Raw genomic sequence first — 16,133 nt, forward strand, 5'->3', positions numbered from 1 at the left:
CAGTCGCTACGCTGTCGAGGAGAATAACGGTAGTCGCTCGGAGGCGAGCACCCGACCCCGCCGGTTAGCTCTCTGCGGGGTCGCGGGTCCGCTCTCGAATCAGGTCGCGAATCTCGTCGGGGTCGTCGATGGCGGCGAGTTCCTCGCAGCTGACGATGCCGGTTCCGTCGACCGACTCGCGTTTCTGTTGTTCCTCGACGAAGTAGACCGAGCGCGTCCGCGTGATTTCGCCGAGCGAAGACATGATTTGGGCGCGCTTTTCGGCGCTTCTGGTGAACGACGAGTGGCCCGTGAGAACGTTCGTCTCCTTCTTTCGTCCGGCGTCCTCGCTGACGGCCTTGAACGGTGCGCGGGCGGTCGGGTGGACGGTGAAGCCGGCGCGCGTCAACACCGACAGAACGTGTTCGTCGTCGGGGTCCACGTCGGGGTCTTCGGGAGTCGGCTCGGCGTCGCGCACGTCCTCCGCGCCCGTGAGCACGTCGACCGGGCTCGAGAAGGGACGATCGAACAGCTCTTCGAGGTGAATCGCCACTTCGATGCTCGCGTTCATGCCGTTTTCGTACTTCGAGACGGTGCGCCGCGAAACGCCGAGCTCGGTCGCGAGCTGTCCGAGGCTCCACCCGCGTTCTTGCCGCTCTTCGGCGAGCACGTCGCCGTCGAGGCTCACGTACAGACCGCCGGGGGCGGCGTAGATGAGCGGGGGAACCTCTTCGACGAACAGGTCCATGGCGGTGTCGGGGTTCAACACCGGCACGCCGTGACGGAAGTAGACGACTCCGGGTTTGAGGTCCTCGTCTCGGGTCCGAAGCCCGACGACCAACGGCGTGGCGTCGAGGTACGAGCCGAGGCGTCGCATCTCGGAGCCGGTGACGCCGTCGAACGCGTCGATGTTCCCCAGTATCTTGAGGAGCAACAGGTCCTCACCTCTCCGGGCGGCGAGGTCGAAGCTCTTCGGCCGGATGGCGATGCGGTCGCTCACGACGAAGCCCGCGTCTTGGAGCATCGCGGCGACATTACCAACCAGCGCTGACCGGGACATAGGGGGCAATAAGCGATTCGGCCCATAAAGCGTTTTCCCCGGTATCGACGCCCTCGCCGACGTGTATCCCTTCTCGATGCCGCATTTATATAGCCGCGACCGACCCGAAAGGCGTTACTGCGCCCTCCGGCAATCTCCGCCGATGACCGTCATCGGCCTCGACGACACCGACTCCCGCACCCTCGGGATGTGTACGACCTACCTGGCGACGCTCGTCGCCGAGGCAGTCGAGGCCCGCGGCGGGACCGTCGAGCGGCGACTCCTCGTCCGGCTGAACCCGGCGGTCGAGCACAAGACCCGCGGGAACGCGGCGCTGGCGCTTCACGCCGACCTCCCCGCGGGCGCGGCGCTCGACGTCGCCCGCGACGAGCTCGACCGCTGGGCCGTCCTCGACGACGACCGAACCAGTCCGGGCCTCGTCGTCGCGCCGGGGTCGCCCGACACGGTTTCGACCGCCGTCGCCGACTTCGCCCGCGACGCCGTCCGCGACTTCCACGACCTCGACGCCGCGGTCAACCTCGCCGAGCGCTCCGGGTTTCTGACCGAGGGTTGGCACGGCGGGCGGGGGCGCATCGGCGCGCTCGCGGCCGTCGGCGCGTGGGCCGCCTTCGACGAGTGGACCTACGAACACATCTCCTACCGCGAGTTCCACCGCTGCGGGACGCCCCGCGAGGTCGACTTCGACTCCGTCTTCGACGCCGCGGACGCGGCGTACCCCGACGCGTGGGACACCGTGGACCGCGAGGAGGGCGAGGCCGTCTGCGTGCCGAACGCGCCGGGACCGATTCTCCACGGCATCCGGGGCGACGACGCCGACACCGTCCGCGAGGTCGCCGCCGCCATCGCCTCCGAGCCCGTCGACCGCTCGGCGACGTTCCTCACGAATCAGGGGACCGACGCGCACCTCCGCGACGGCGTCGTCTCGGACCTCCGCGACGGCCGCGCCTACCGGGTCGCCGGCACCGTCGCCTCCGACCCGGAGACGCGCGCCGGCGGCCACGTCTTTTTCGACCTCGAAGCGGGCGGCGCTTCGGTTCCCGTCGCCGCCTTCGAACCGACGAAGCGCTTCCGGAACCGGGTGCGGGCGCTCCGTGTCGGCGACGCCCTCACCGCCTGCGGCGAGGTCGGAGACGGGACGCTCAAACTGGAGAAGTTCGCGGTCCGCGACCTCGTGCACACGGAGCCCGCGACGCCCGTCTGTCCCGACTGCGGGCGGACGATGAAAAGCGCCGGGCGGAATCAGGGCTACCGGTGTCGCGACTGCGGGACCGACGCGCCCGGTAAAGTCGAGCGGGCGGTCGACCGCGACCTCGAACTCGGCTGGTACGAGGTGCCGCCCTGCGCCCGCCGACACATCGCCAAACCGCTCGTTCGCGGCGGCTTCGACGCGGCGACGCACCCCGAACGCTGAGCCCGCGGCTCGCAGCCGTCCACCTCAGTCTTGGACGACCAGCACGTTCGTGTTCTCGCGGCGGTCGACGAAGGAGCCCCCCGCGGGCGGTTTCACGTCCACGACGAGCGTTCCGTCCTCGCGGTTCGCGCCGAGTTCGGCGTCGACGCGAACGGTCGCTGAACCCCCGTCTCCCGTCTTCGCCGTCGCCACGCCGTCGATTTCCGCGGTTCCGGACTTGACGATGACCGTCGCGCCCTCGACGGGGTCCCCCTCGTGGTCGACGACGGTGAAATCGAGCGTCTGTGCGCCGGGACCGACCACGTCGGGCGTCGGCTTTACGTCGAGCTCCGAGGTGGCGAGTCCCTGCACTCCCGAGAGCATGTTGAGCATGACGCTCATGCTGGCGACGCCGACCACGAGAGCGACGACGAGGCGGACCGGGAGCCCTTCGATGGCGCGCGTGTCTGACCGAAACGTATCGAGCATGGACCGTCTGGCCGCGGGTTCGTATATAAACTCTCGTCCGGAGGTTCAAGTCGCATCGCGGGACCAGTCCGCGCCATGCACACCATCGGCCGCGACTCGGACGAAGATGGTCCTGTCTGCCGGTTCGGGAACTACCGCGCCCGCGACGGGAGCGACGGCGCGGCCGTCGGCCTCGACGTGAACCGCCCGCACGCGGCGGTCGTCGTCGGCAAGCGCGGAAGCGGGAAATCCCACACGCTCGGCGTCGTCGCCGAGGGCCTGGCGCGCGCCGCGGGCGTCGCGCCGGTCGTCATCGACCCGATGGGCGTCTTCGACGGCCTCGAAGCGTCACCGATAGACGGGACGGTCCACGACGCGCCGAGCGTTCGGGCCGACGCGCTCCCGCCGAGCGCGTGGCCGGACCTGCTCGGTCTCGACCCGACCGCCCCCGCGGGGTCGCTCGTGTGGCGACTCGCGGCCGAGGAAGACTCGCTGTTGGCGATGCGCGGGGCGGTCGACGACGCCGACGCCGCGCCCGAGACGCGCAGAGCCGCGGCGAACCACCTCGCGCTCGCCGACTCGTGGGACGTGTTCCACCCCGACGGGCTCGACCCGAGGTCGCTCTGCGGTCCCGCGCCCGACGTGCTCGACCTCTCCGGACTGGACGAGACTCCCGCGAGCGCCGTCGTCCGCGTCGTCGCCCGCGGCCTCTACGACGCCCGCGTCGCGGACGCTGTCTCCCGCATCCCGTGGATGCTTCTCGACGAGGCCCACGCGTTCGTCGGCGGGCTCGCAGACTCCGCGCTTCGGACACTTCTCACGCGCGGGCGAGCACCCGGCGTCGGCGTCGTTCTCGCGACCCAGCGGCCCTCCGCGCTCCCCGAGGTCGCCGTCTCGCAGGCTGACCTCCGGGTCATCCACCGACTCACCGCCGGTCCCGACGTGTCGGCGATTTCGGCCGCAGACCCGACGTACTTCGACGAATCGCTCCGCGCTCGGCTCCCGCGGGAACGCGGCTGCGCCCTCGTCGTCGACGACACCGCGGAGACGGTCCACGACGTGCGGGTCCGTCCCCGAGAGACGCCGGACGGGGGCGCGACGCCGCGGGCGGTTCCCGAGCGTGACGGTTCCGAAACCGTGGAGTAGTCTGCCCGGAGAAGAGCCGTATGGACCGCTCGGAACTGGCGTTAGTCGCCCTCGGTGGATTCGCCGGTGCGATACTGCGCTACGGCGTCTCCGTCGCGATTCCCGGCGCGGGCGGCACCCTCGCCGTGAACGTCCTCGGGGGCTTCGTCCTCGGGACGTTCATCACGTCGGTCTCCTCTCGCCGGGCGCAGTTGTTCTTCGGGACCGGGCTGCTCTCGTCGTTCACGACGTACAGCACGTTCGCCGTCCAGACCGCGTCGCTGTCGCCGGCGGGCGGCGCGCTCAACGTCGGCGCGAACTACGCGCTCGGTTTCGCCGCCGCAGCACTCGGACTCGCGTTCGGAGGACGACGATGAGTCTCTCGCTTCTCCCGGCGGTCCTCGTCGGCGTCGGTGGGATGGCCGGCGCGGTCTCTCGGCACACCGTCGACCAGCGAATCGTCGGCAAGTGGAGCACCGTCACCGTCAACGTCCTCGGAAGCGTCGCGCTGGGTTTTCTCGTCTCCGCGCCCGTCGGCGATGCGGCGGTGACGCTCGCCGGAACCGGATTCTGCGGGGCCTTCACGACCTTCTCGTCGTTCGCGGTCGGCGTCGCCGAACTCGTTGACGCGGGTGAGTACGACACGGCGGCTCGGTATGCGTTCGGGACGCTCGTGGCGGCGTTGGTCGGCGTGGCAATTGGCGGGGCTGTGGGCGGGATGGTCGGGTGAGTCCGGCGCTCACCGCACGTCACCGCTCGCCCGATTCGACGGCCGCCTCGCGCTCGTCGAGGAACTGTTTGGTACCCCGCTTGACGATGAACGGGAAGCGGCGGGCGAGGTACAGCCCGATTCTGGTCGTCAGGTCGGCGGTGATGACGAGACGGGTAGATTCGATTTTGTCGGCGAACTTCCGCCCCACGTCTTCGGGGTCACTCATCATCGACGACGGGAGCCCGAGTCGGGCCGCCGACCGGGTGGCGGTGTAAGGCGGGTGCATCACCGAACAGGAGACGTTCTCGCGTTGCAGTTCCATCCGAAGCGAACGGGTGAACGCCTCGATTGCGCCCTTCGTCGACGCGTACCCAGATAGTCCCGGCGTGCCGACGAGCCCGACGCCGGAGCTCACGTTGTGGATGTGCCCCGAGTTTCGGGCCCGCATGTGGGGCAGGACGGCCCGTATCATTCGAAGGTAGCCGAAGTAGTTCACCTCGAACTCCTCGCGCGTGTCGTCGAGCGTTCGGTCGTCGAACAAGCCGAAGTTGAATATCGCTGCGTTGTTGAGGAGGATGTCGATGTGTCCCCACTCGTCCAGGAGTCCAGCCACCGCCGCCTCCACGTCGTCGTCGTTCGTCACGTCGCACTCGTAGACGCGGATGCGGTCGGGGTACGTCTCCCGAAGCGGGCGAAGGCTGTCCACGTTGATATCGACCCCGGCGACCCGATAGCCCTTCTTCAGGAGCGCCCTCAGCGTGTGGTAGCCGATACCTTCGTTCGCGCCGGTCACGACGACGACCCGCCCGTCGGTTGTGCTGTTCACGATACTGTACAGACGTCACGCGAGAATATGGCGGTAGTGACGTCCCTCACGGCGCTCGGCGAGTAATTCGTCGAAAAGCACGCCTGTCGTCGCTTACAGATTTCACTCGCTCTCGCTCGGCGACGAGACACCTCGCTGGAGGAGTTGAAATCAGAGAAGCGCCCGAGGCGGGATTTGAACCGTACCGACGTCGCTCGTTTCACTCGCTCGTCGTCGGGTTCAATCCCTTTTGGGGTATTCACGAGAATCACGGCCGCGCCGAGACGAGACTCGGCGCTCAGCGAGTAATTCATCGAAAAGTACGCCCGAGGCGGGATTTGAACCCGCGTCACGACCGTGACAGGGTCGTATGATGGGCCACTACACCACCCGGGCTTACTGAAGTGAGTTTGCGGTACGGAGAGCGCCCGAGGCGGGATTTGAACCCGCGTCACGACCGTGACAGGGTCGTATGATGGGCCACTACACCACCCGGGCCCTCCGTCTGCACTCATCCGTAGCCGAGGTTTATAGATAAGACTTACCATCTGGGTTGCCCTTGGCCCGCGGTACCGCGATTCTTGCCCCGAAGACATTTATATCGCGATACCCCATGCCAACACGTGACGATTCGCGCATCTCCGGTGCGTGACCTCCGATAGCGTTGCCTTTCTTCGACGCAGTTGGCAAGTGTTAAATGGGTGCGTCCCAAAATCAGCCGTAGTATCCCGTGACAGCTTCTTCCAGCACCCAGCAGCACCATACATGGTAGACGTAAGCCAACACAAACTGGTTCCGGAACACACGAAACTCGACGACGAGGCCGTCGAGGACGTGTTACAGGAGTATAACGTCGAGAAGACGAACCTCCCGAAGATCAAGCTGAAGGACCCGGCGCTCCCCGAGGACGCAGAGCCCGGCGACGTCATCAAGATCGTTCGGAACTCTCGAACGACAGACAAAGCAGTCGTATACCGACTGGTGATCGAATGAACCGACAAGCGCGACGCGAGGTCTCTCGCAAGTACTTCTCCGAAGAACGGCTCGCTGAACACCACTTCCGCTCGTTCAACGCGTTCCTCGAACGCGGCATGATGGACGTCGTCGAAGAGAAGGCGACCATCGAGACCGACATCGGCGACAAGGAGGGCGAGGAACCCGTCTACGTCGAACTCGGTGGCGTCCGCGTGGAGACGCCCCGCGTCCGCGAGGCCGACGGCTCCGAGGAACTGCTCTTCCCGCAGGAAGCCCGCCTGCGCAACATCACCTACTCCGCCCCCGTGTTCATGGAGATGTCCATCGTCCGCGGCGGCGAAGAAGAAGAGGAGGTCGTCGTCGACACCGCCGAGACGAAGGTCGGCCGGATGCCCATCATGGTCGGCTCCTCGAAGTGTAACATCGCGGAACTCTCCGACGAGGACCTCGTCGAAATCGGCGAGGACCCCGTCGACCCCGGTGGCTACTTCATCGTCAACGGCTCCGAGCGCGTGCTCATGACCTCGGAGGACCTGGCGCCGAACAAGATTCTCGCCGAGTACGACACGAAGTACGGCGACGAGATTCAGGTCGCAAAGACGTTCAGCCAGCGCCGCGGTTACCGCGCGCTCGTGCTCTGCGAGCGCAACCGCGAGGGGCTCCTCGAAGTGTCGTTCCCGTCCGTCTCCGGGAGCGTCAACTTCGTCACGCTCGTCCGCGCGCTCGGCCTCGAATCCGACGAGGAGATCGTCCACCGCGTCTCCGACGACCCGGAGATTGTGAAGTTCATGCTCGAGAACCTCGAGGAGGCCGAAGTGCAGACCCAAGAGCAGGCCATCGAGGCGCTCGGCAAGCGCGTCGCCGGCGGCCAGGGCAAGAACTACCAGCTCAAGCGCGCCAACTACGTCATCGACCGCTACCTGCTCCCGCACCTCCACGAGGAGGGCGCGGAAGAAGAGGAAGTGCGCATGAACAAGGCGTACTACCTCTGTCGCATGGCCGAGGCGTGTTTCGAACTCGCGCTGCAGCGCCGCGACTCCGACGACAAGGACCACTACGCCAACAAGCGCCTGAAGGTCTCCGGCGACCTCATGAAGGACCTCTTCCGGACGGCGCTCAACAAGCTGGCACGCGACGTGAAGTACCAGCTCGAGCGCGCTAACATGCGGAACCGGAACCTGACGGTCAACACCGTCGTCCGGTCCGACGTGCTCACAGAGCGGCTCGAACACCCCATCGCGACGGGTAACTGGGTCGGCGGCCGCTCCGGCGTCTCCCAGCTCGTCGACCGCACCGACTACATGGGTGTGCTGTCGCACCTTCGCCGCCTCCGCAGTCCGCTGTCCCGGTCGCAGCCGCACTTCGAGGCGCGCGACCTGCACGCGACCCAGTGGGGTCGCATCTGTCCCTCCGAGACTCCCGAGGGACCGAACTGTGGACTGGTGAAGAACTTCGCGCAGGCGATGGAGCTCTCCCAGAACGTCGAAGACGAACAGTCGCTGAAACGAGAACTCGCGTCGATGGGTGTCGAGGGTATCCCCGGCATCGACAGCGTCGACGCCACACCCGCGGACGACTAACATGGCTCAGGCACAGCGAGAAGCGAAAGTATACGTCAACGGTAGTCTCGTCGGGACCCACCCGGACCCCAACCAACTCGCGGCACAGATTCGAGAGGCGCGCCGCCGCGGCGACGTGAGCCAGATGGTGAACGTCTCCGTCAAAGAGCGCACCCGCGAAGTCATCATCAACGCCGACGCGGGCCGCGCCCGCCGTCCGCTCATCGTCGTCGAAGACGGCGAGCCGCTCCTCGACGACGACCACGTCGAGGCGCTCGACAACAACGACCTCGACTTCGACGACCTCGTCGAGCGCGGACTCGTCGAGTTCATCGACGCCGAGGAGGAAGAAGACATCTACGTCGCGGTCGACGAGGACGAACTCAACGAGGACCACACGCACCTCGAAATCGACCCGCAGCTCATCTTCGGCATTGGTGCCGGGATGATTCCGTACCCGGAACACAACGCTTCGCCCCGCATTACGATGGGTGCAGGGATGATGAAGCAGTCGCTCGGGCTGCCCGCGGCGAACTACCGCATCCGCCCGGACACCCGTCAGCACCTCATGCACTACCCGCAGCTCTCGATGGTCAAAACGCAGACCACGGAGCAGATCGGGTTCGACGAGCGACCCGCGGCCCAGAACTTCGTCGTGGCCGTCATGTCCTACGAGGGCTTCAACATCGAGGACGCGCTCGTCATGAACAAGGGCTCCGTCGAACGCGCCCTCGCCCGCTCGCACTTCTTCCGCACCTACGAGGGCGAAGAGCGCCGCTACCCCGGCGGTCAGGAAGACCGCTTCGAGATTCCGTCGCAGGACGTGCGCGGCGCGCGCGGTGAAGACGCGTACTCGCACCTCGACGAGGACGGCCTCGTCAACCCCGAGACGGTCGTCGACGAGAACTCCGTGCTGCTCGGCAAGACCTCGCCGCCGCGGTTCCTCGAGGAACCCGACGACATGGCGGGTCTCTCGCCGCAGAAGCGCCGCGAGACCTCCGTCACGATGCGCTCGGGCGAATCCGGCGTCGTGGACACGGTCACGCTCATGGAGGGCGAAGACGGCTCGAAGCTCGCCAAGGTGTCCGTCCGCGACCAGCGCGTTCCGGAACTCGGCGACAAGTTCGCGTCCCGTCACGGACAGAAGGGCGTCGTGGGCCACCTGGCACCCCAGGAGGACATGCCGTTCACCGCCGACGGCGTCGTTCCCGACCTCGTCCTTAACCCGCACGCCCTGCCGTCGCGCATGACGGTCGGCCACGTGCTGGAGATGCTCGGCGGCAAGGTCGGTGCGCTCGAAGGCCGCCGCGTCGACGGTACCGCCTTCCAGGGCGAAAACGAAGAGGAGCTCCGCTCGGCGCTCGAAGAGCGCGGCTTCATGTCCTCCGGCAAGGAGGTCATGTACTCCGGCGTCACCGGCGAGAAGATCGAGGCCGAAATCTTCGTCGGCATCATCTTCTACCACAAGCTGTACCACATGGTGAGCAACAAGCTGCACGCCCGCTCGCGCGGTCCCGTGCAGGTACTCACCCGCCAGCCGACGGAGGGGCGCGCCCGCGAGGGTGGCCTCCGTCTCGGGGAGATGGAGCGCGACACCGTCATCGGCCACGGTGCCGCGATGGTGCTCCAGGAGCGCCTGCTCGACTCCTCCGACAAGGAGCAGGTCTACATCTCCGCCGACACCGGCATGGTCGCCGTCGAAGACCGCGACCAGCGCCGCATCTACGACCCCGTCACCGGTGACGAGGACAACATCCACGAAATCGACATCAGCTACGCGTTCAAGCTGCTCTTAGACGAGATGGTCGCACTCGGCGTTCGCCCGCGAATCGAGCTCAAGGACGCGGTCTAACCACTCATGTCAATTCAGACACCCAAAGAAATCGGCAGCATCCAGTTCGGGTTGATGGACCCGGAGACGTACCGAGACATGTCCGCGACGAAGGTCATTACCGCGGACACCTACGACGACGACGGCTACCCAATCGACATGGGTCTCATGGACCCGCGGCTGGGCGTCATCGACCCCGGGCTGCAGTGCCGCACCTGCGGCCAGCACTCCGGGTCGTGTAACGGGCACTTCGGCCACATCGAACTGGCCGCGCCCGTCATCCACGTCGGCTTCACGAAGCTCATCCGCCGCCTGCTCCGCTCGACGTGTCGCGAGTGCGGTCGCCTCTCGCTCACGCAGGAGGAGGCCGACGAGTACCGCGACAAGCTCGGTCGCACGAAGGAACTCGGCGACGACTGGAGCGACGTGATGAAGTCGGCGGTTCGGCAGGCCCGCAAGGCCCACCGCTGTCCCCACTGCGGCTCGCCGCAGCACGACATCAAACACGAGAAGCCGACGACCTACTACGAAGTCCAGAACGTGCTCGCCGGGGACTACTCCGAGCGCATCGCCGAAGCGATGCAGCCGGACCCCGACGACGAGGACGACGAGGGCGTCGACCCCGTCACCCTCGCTAACGAGACCGGCCTCGACGCCGAGCGCGTCAACCAGGTGCTCGCCGGCGAGTTCCGCCCGGTCGGCGACGACCGCAAAGCGCTCGAAAAGGCGCTCGACCTCGACCTCACGGAAGAGGACATGAACAAGCTGATGCCCTCGGACATCCGCGACTGGTTCGAGGACATCCCGGACGAGGACCTCATCACGCTCGGCATCGACCCCGACCGGTCGCGCCCCGAGTGGATGATTCTGACCGTCCTCCCCGTCCCGCCGGTCACGGCGCGTCCCTCCATCACGCTGGACAACGGCCAGCGCTCCGAGGACGACCTGACCCACAAGCTCGTGGACATCATCCGCATCAACCAGCGGTTCATGGAGAACCGCGAGGCGGGTGCCCCGCAGCTGATTATCGAGGACCTGTGGGAGCTGCTTCAGTACCACGTCACCACGTTCATCGACAACGAGATTTCGGGCACGCCGCCGGCGCGGCACCGCTCCGGCCGCCCGCTGAAGACGCTCAGCCAGCGCCTGAAGGGTAAGGAGGGTCGCTTCCGCGGCTCCCTGTCCGGCAAGCGCGTCAACTTCTCGGCCCGTACCGTCATCTCGCCGGACCCGACCCTGTCGCTCAACGAGGTCGGCGTCCCGGACCGCGTCGCGTCCGAGATGACCCAGACGATGAACGTCACCGAGCGCAACATCGACGAGGCTCGCCAGTACGTCCGTAACGGACCCGAGAGCCACCCCGGCGCGAACTACGTCCGCCGTCCGGACGGCCGCCGCCTGAAGGTGACCGAAAAGAACTGCGAGGAACTCGCGGAGAAGGTCGAACTCGGCTGGGAGGTCAACCGCCACCTCGTCGACGGCGACATCGTCATCTTCAACCGACAGCCGTCGCTGCACCGGATGTCCATCATGGCGCACGAAGTCGTCGTGATGCCGTACAAGACGTTCCGCCTGAACACCGTCGTCTGTCCGCCGTACAACGCCGACTTCGACGGCGACGAGATGAACATGCACGCCCTCCAGAACGAGGAGGCCCGTGCCGAGGCGCGCGTCCTCATGCGCGTCCAAGAGCAGATTCTCTCGCCGCGCTTCGGTGAGAACATCATCGGCGCGATTCAGGACCACATCTCGGGCACCTACCTGCTCACCCACGACAACCCCGAGTTCGTCGAGACGCAGGCGCTCGACCTGCTCCGCGCGACGCGCGTGGACACGCTCCCCGAGCCCGCGGGCGAAAACGAGGACGGCCAGTCCTACTGGACCGGCCAGCAGATCTTCTCCGAACTCCTGCCCGACGACCTGAACATGGAGTTCACCTCGAAGGTCGGCGACACGGTCACCATCGAGGACGGCCAGCTCACTCAGGGTACCATCGACGAGGACGCCGTCGGCGCGTTCGGTGGCGAAATCGTCGACGCCCTCGCCAAGGACTACTCGAAGACGCGCTCGCGCATCTTCATCAACGAGATTGCCTCGCTCGCGATGCGCGCCATCATGCACTTCGGGCTGTCTATCGGTATCGACGACGAGTCCATCCCGGACGAGGCGACGGCGCAGGTCGACGAGGCCATCGACGCCGCCTACGACAAGATTCAGGAACTCATCGAAATCTACGAGGCGGGCGAGCTCGAGTCCCTGCCGGGCCGCTCCGTCGACGAGACGCTGGAGATGAAGATCATGCAGCGCCTCGGCAAGGCGCGTGACTCCGCCGGTGAAATCGCGGAGGACCACTTCGAGGAGGACAACCCCGCGGTCGTGATGTCGAAGTCCGGCGCGCGTGCGTCCATGCTCAACCTGACCCAGATGGCCGGCTGTGTCGGCCAGCAGGCGGTTCGGGGCGAGCGCATCAACCGCGGCTACGAGGGTCGCACCCTGAGCCACTACCAGAAAGGCGACCTCTCGGCCGAGGCCCACGGCTTCGTCGAGAACTCCTACCGCGCCGGCCTCACGCCGCGTGAGTTCTTCTTCCACGCGATGGGTGGCCGCGAAGGGCTGGTCGACACGGCAGTCCGGACCTCGAAGTCCGGCTACCTGCAGCGTCGGCTCATCAACGCCCTCTCCGAACTCGAAGCGCAGTACGACGGCTCCGTCCGCGACACGTCGGGGACCATCGTTCAGTTCGAGTTCGGCGAAGACGGCACGAGCCCGGTGAAGGTCTCGTCCGACGACGAGACGCCGATCGACGTCGAGAACATCGCCGACCGAATCCTCACCTCGGAGTTCAGCTCCGCCGAGGAGAAGGAACGCTTCCTCGGCGAGCGCGAACCGCCGACCAACCTCTCCGAGCACGCCGAACCGCGTGTCGACGCCCGTGCGGGGGTCGAATCCGATGACTGAACACGACGCAACCGCCGACTACGAGTTCGTCGACGACGCCATCGTCGACGTCGTCGAGTCCAAAGAGCTGTCTCGACGCCTGAAGGACCGAATCTACCAGACCATCGAAGAGCGCGAGGGCGTCTCGTTCGAACAGGCCGGCGAAATCGCGCAGGCCGTCGAGGCGCGCTACCTCGACACCCGCGTCGACCCGCTCGACCCCGTCGGGACGGTCTCGGCGCAGTCCATCGGTGAGCCGGGGACGCAGATGACGATGAACACGTTCCACTACGCGGGCGTCGCCGAAATCGACGTCACGCAGGGACTGCCGCGCCTCATCGAACTGGTGGACGCGCGGAAGCCCCCCGACACGCCGATGATGACCGTGTACCTCGAAGACGAGTACGCGAACAACCGCGAACTCGCCCACCAGGTCGTCTGGAACATCGAGTCCACGAAGATTCTGGCGCTCGGCGACATCTCGACGAACGTCGCCGACATGGTCGTCCAGATCAACCTCAACGACGAGACGCTTCTCGAACGCTGGCCGACCTACGACGACGAGGGCGTCGTCGCGAGCGAAATCGCGGAGACCATCGAGGACGCGCTCGGTATCAAGACTCGCCGCGAGGGGACGCTCATCGAGTTCGGCCCCGAGAGCCCGAGCTACCGCCGGCTCCTCCAACTCGTCGAGGAACTGCGCGACATCGTGTTCAAGGGCATCGAGGAGGTCTCCCGCGTCGTCATCCGCAAGGAGAACAACGAGGACACCGACGAAGAGGAGTTCGTCCTCTACACCGAGGGTTCGGCGTTCGGCGACGCGCTCGCCATCGAGGGCGTCGACGCCTCCCGGAGCACCTCGAACAACATCCACGAGGTGCACAAGCAGCTCGGCATCGAGGCCGCCCGCGAGGCCATCATCGACGAGACGATGAACACGCTCCGCGAGCAGGGTCTCGACGACGTGAACATCCGCCACCTGATGCTCGTCGCGGACATCATGACGAACGACGGGACCATCGAGTCCATCGGCCGTCACGGTATCTCCGGGTCGAAGGACTCCGTCCTCGCCCGCGCCGCGTTCGAGGTCACGGTCAACCACCTGCTCGACGCCGCCATCCACGGCGAGGAAGACGACCTCGACGGCGTCATCGAGAACGTCATCGTCGGCAAGCCGATTGCGATCGGCACCGGCGACGTGGACCTCCGCATGGGCTCGCTCGACGTCGAGGACGCGGACGCCAACGCGGCACCCGAACCGTCTGACGACTGACGATGAAAGTTACGCTGTCGGATACGGCCCGGCGCTTCATCGCCCTCTTCGAGGAGGAGACGGAGGCGACCGCCCACGACTGCCTCGTGTTCGAGGACCGGGTCGTCTTCCTCGTCGCCGCGGGCGACATGGCGACGGCCATCGGCCCCGGCGGGCGGACCGTCCAGTCGGTCGAGCGGCAACTCGGTCGGTCGGTCGAGCTGGTCGAGGACGCCGACACGCCGGAGGCGTTCGTCGCGAGCGCGCTCGCGCCGGCGGCCGTCCGACACGTGACTCTCTCGCGGCAGAACGACACCGTCGCGTACGTCGAGGTCGCCGAAGCCGACCGCGGCGTCGCCATCGGCGCGAGCGGGAAGACCATCGACACCGCGCGCGAGCTGGCGCGTCGTCACTACGACATCGACGACATCCAGTTGACGTAGGGCGGCGGCCGACCCGACCACACGTTTTTGTCCCCACCGAACGGCGAGCTACGCATGTCGCCGATACGACAGTCGGTCGGGCTCGCGGTCGGACAACTCGACCCGACGGGATTCGCCGAGTACGAGGAGCTCGCGAGCGTGACCGTGGGGTTCGCCGCCGCGGCGGTCGTGGTCTATCTGGTCGGTCGGCTTCTCGTCGTCCCGGGCGTGACGAGGCTCGTCAGCGCCCGGAACCGGAACAACCCGACGTTGCAGTCGGCGACGGAGACCTACGCGCACGCGTTCGTCATCGCGCTCGCAACGCTCGCGGGCGTCGTCGGCGCGGGCTACGCGTCGGTGCTGACCGACACCGCGCTCATCGTCGCGGCGCTGACGCTCGTCGTCGGCGTCGCCGGGCAGGAGGTCATCGGCGCGCTCATCAGCGGCCTCTTTCTCGTGGCCGACCCGGACTTCAACGTCGGCGACTGGATATCGTGGCCCGGCGGCGAGGGCGTCGTCGAGGCGGTCGACTTCCGGGTCACGCGCGTGCGGACGGTCAACAACGAGACCATCTCCGTGCCGAACACGGAACTCACGACGAACGCGCTCACCCGCCCGTACGGCCGAGAGCGGTACCGCATCACCGAGCGCGTCGCGTACGCCGACGACACGGAGTTGGCGCTCCGCGAACTCGTCGAGACCGCGCGGGAGGACGACCGCGTGCTCGACGACCCGGAGCCGACCGCGCGCATCCTCGAGTTCGCCGGGAGTTCGATCGGTCTGCAGGCGGAGTTCTGGGTCGAATCGCCGATGGACGTGAGCCTCGTCGACGTTCGCTCGCAGTACCGGCGTCGAGTCAAGCGGCGGTTCGACGAGGAGGGGCTGACGCTGGGGCCGGCGTCGGGCCGGGAGGTCAGCGGCCGCCTCGACGTGGACCTCGTCGGGGAGCGCGGCGGCGAGTGACCCGGTCAGACGGGCGCGTCACCCCGCGTGCGTGTCGTTCGCATGGGTGGACGAAACGACACCATCTCCGGGCGGTTTAGTCCCTCTTCGCCGCGGAGGGGGCGTCGTTCGAATCGGAGAAACGACCTCAGATTCCTCCTTAGGGGTCGCTAATCGCTCCTGAAGCCGTCTCACCGGATTCGAAAAGGGAGGCTTAAGTAGCTCCATCTGGAACTGTTGTTCACTATGGCGAACGGCAAATACGCCGCGCGCAAGCTCAAGCAGGACCGGCAGAAGCGCCGCTGGTCCGACTCTGAGTACGCGCGCCGTGAGCGCGGTCTCGGCAAGAAGTCCGACCCGCTCGAGGGTGCTCCGCAGGGTCGCGGCATCGTCCTCGAGAAGGTCGGTATCGAAGCGAAGCAGCCGAACTCGGCGATTCGGAAATGCGTCCGTGTTCAGCTCATCAAGAACGGAAAGCAGGTCACCGCCTTCTGTCCCGGTGACGGCGCGATTTCGTTCATCGACGAACACGACGAAGTCACCATCGCCGGTATCGGCGGCGCGAAGGGTCGCGCGATGGGCGACCTTTCGGGTGTCAACTACAAGGTCGAGAAGGTCAACGGCGTCTCGATGATCGAACTCGTCCGCGGGAACGCTGAAAAGCCGGTGCGCTAAC

15 protein-coding genes and 2 tRNA genes are annotated in these 16,133 nt (G+C 66.7%); 12 read left to right on the forward strand and 5 right to left on the reverse strand.

Going from position 1 to position 16,133, the window contains the following annotated elements; all coding sequences use genetic code 11:
* Nucleotides 1-64: 64 nt before the first annotated feature.
* Complete coding sequence (locus C457_RS01960) at nucleotides 65-1,039, reverse strand: transcriptional regulator (protein WP_004973594.1); 975 nt, start codon at nucleotides 1,037-1,039, stop codon at nucleotides 65-67.
* A 142-nt stretch (nucleotides 1,040-1,181) separates the two neighbouring features.
* On the opposite strand from C457_RS01960, the gene C457_RS01965 reads away from it, so the two are divergent.
* Nucleotides 1,182-2,450 (forward strand): tRNA(Ile)(2)-agmatinylcytidine synthase, encoded by a 1,269-nt coding sequence (locus C457_RS01965; RefSeq protein ID WP_008091478.1) that lies wholly within the window; start codon nucleotides 1,182-1,184, stop codon nucleotides 2,448-2,450.
* Nucleotides 2,451-2,474: 24 nt separating this feature from the next.
* Here the strand turns inward: C457_RS01965 and C457_RS01970 are convergent, their stop codons facing one another.
* Nucleotides 2,475-2,918, reverse strand: coding sequence for a DUF7382 domain-containing protein (locus tag C457_RS01970; protein WP_008091480.1), 444 nt, complete (start codon nucleotides 2,916-2,918; stop codon nucleotides 2,475-2,477).
* A gap of 75 nt (nucleotides 2,919-2,993) precedes the next feature.
* On the opposite strand from C457_RS01970, the gene C457_RS01975 reads away from it, so the two are divergent.
* From C457_RS01975 to C457_RS01985, 3 genes are read left to right on the forward strand one after another with little or no spacing between them, the layout of a single operon-like run.
* Nucleotides 2,994-4,043 (forward strand): ATP-binding protein, encoded by a 1,050-nt coding sequence (locus tag C457_RS01975; RefSeq protein ID WP_008091481.1) that lies wholly within the window; start codon nucleotides 2,994-2,996, stop codon nucleotides 4,041-4,043.
* Between the two features lie 20 nt (nucleotides 4,044-4,063).
* A complete protein-coding gene (locus C457_RS01980) occupies nucleotides 4,064-4,399 on the forward strand; it encodes a CrcB family protein (protein WP_008091484.1) in 336 nt (111 codons plus the stop codon).
* Nucleotides 4,396-4,752, forward strand: coding sequence for a fluoride efflux transporter FluC (locus C457_RS01985; protein WP_008091486.1), 357 nt, complete (start codon nucleotides 4,396-4,398; stop codon nucleotides 4,750-4,752). Before C457_RS01980 ends, C457_RS01985 begins: the two co-directional genes overlap by 4 nt.
* A 19-nt stretch (nucleotides 4,753-4,771) precedes the next feature.
* Here the strand turns inward: C457_RS01985 and C457_RS01990 are convergent, their stop codons facing one another.
* From C457_RS01990 to C457_RS02000, 3 genes are all read right to left on the reverse strand, one after another.
* Nucleotides 4,772-5,560 carry an SDR family NAD(P)-dependent oxidoreductase gene (locus tag C457_RS01990; RefSeq protein ID WP_008091488.1) on the reverse strand — a complete coding sequence of 263 codons (789 nt, stop codon included), beginning with the start codon at nucleotides 5,558-5,560 and terminating at the stop codon, nucleotides 4,772-4,774.
* Nucleotides 5,561-5,862: 302 nt separating this feature from the next.
* A tRNA-Asp gene (locus C457_RS01995) sits at nucleotides 5,863-5,935 on the reverse strand.
* A gap of 29 nt (nucleotides 5,936-5,964) precedes the next feature.
* Nucleotides 5,965-6,037 (reverse strand) — tRNA-Asp (locus C457_RS02000).
* Nucleotides 6,038-6,304: 267 nt separating this feature from the next.
* Here C457_RS02000 and C457_RS02005 point away from each other — a divergent pair.
* The 8 genes from C457_RS02005 (at nucleotide 6,305) to C457_RS02040 (ending at nucleotide 16,132) form a co-directional block, all read left to right on the forward strand.
* Entirely contained in the window at nucleotides 6,305-6,532 is a 228-nt protein-coding gene (locus tag C457_RS02005; RefSeq protein WP_004044577.1) for a DNA-directed RNA polymerase subunit H, read from the forward strand.
* On the forward strand, nucleotides 6,529-8,094 hold the full coding sequence (locus C457_RS02010; RefSeq protein WP_004969057.1) for a DNA-directed RNA polymerase subunit B'': 1,566 nt from the start codon (nucleotides 6,529-6,531) through the stop codon (nucleotides 8,092-8,094). The genes C457_RS02005 and C457_RS02010 overlap by 4 nt, the downstream gene beginning before the upstream one ends.
* A gap of 1 nt (nucleotide 8,095) precedes the next feature.
* On the forward strand, nucleotides 8,096-9,925 hold the full coding sequence (rpoB, locus tag C457_RS02015; protein WP_008091495.1) for a DNA-directed RNA polymerase subunit B: 1,830 nt from the start codon (nucleotides 8,096-8,098) through the stop codon (nucleotides 9,923-9,925).
* A gap of 6 nt (nucleotides 9,926-9,931) precedes the next feature.
* Entirely contained in the window at nucleotides 9,932-12,862 is a 2,931-nt protein-coding gene (locus C457_RS02020; RefSeq protein WP_008091496.1) for a DNA-directed RNA polymerase subunit A', read from the forward strand.
* Nucleotides 12,855-14,114 (forward strand): DNA-directed RNA polymerase subunit A'', encoded by a 1,260-nt coding sequence (rpoA2, locus tag C457_RS02025; RefSeq protein WP_008091497.1) that lies wholly within the window; start codon nucleotides 12,855-12,857, stop codon nucleotides 14,112-14,114. Before C457_RS02020 ends, rpoA2 begins: the two co-directional genes overlap by 8 nt.
* 2 nt (nucleotides 14,115-14,116) lie before the next feature.
* Entirely contained in the window at nucleotides 14,117-14,536 is a 420-nt protein-coding gene (locus tag C457_RS02030; RefSeq protein ID WP_004973575.1) for a NusA-like transcription termination signal-binding factor, read from the forward strand.
* 54 nt (nucleotides 14,537-14,590) lie between these two features.
* Nucleotides 14,591-15,478 carry a mechanosensitive ion channel family protein gene (locus tag C457_RS02035; protein ID WP_008091499.1) on the forward strand — a complete coding sequence of 296 codons (888 nt, stop codon included), beginning with the start codon at nucleotides 14,591-14,593 and terminating at the stop codon, nucleotides 15,476-15,478.
* 225 nt (nucleotides 15,479-15,703) lie between these two features.
* Nucleotides 15,704-16,132, forward strand: coding sequence for a 30S ribosomal protein S12 (locus tag C457_RS02040; protein WP_004044570.1), 429 nt, complete (start codon nucleotides 15,704-15,706; stop codon nucleotides 16,130-16,132).
* Nucleotide 16,133 lies beyond the last annotated feature (1 nt).

It is taken from the genome of Haloferax prahovense DSM 18310, assembly GCF_000336815.1.
Classification (GTDB): domain Archaea; phylum Halobacteriota; class Halobacteria; order Halobacteriales; family Haloferacaceae; genus Haloferax; species Haloferax prahovense.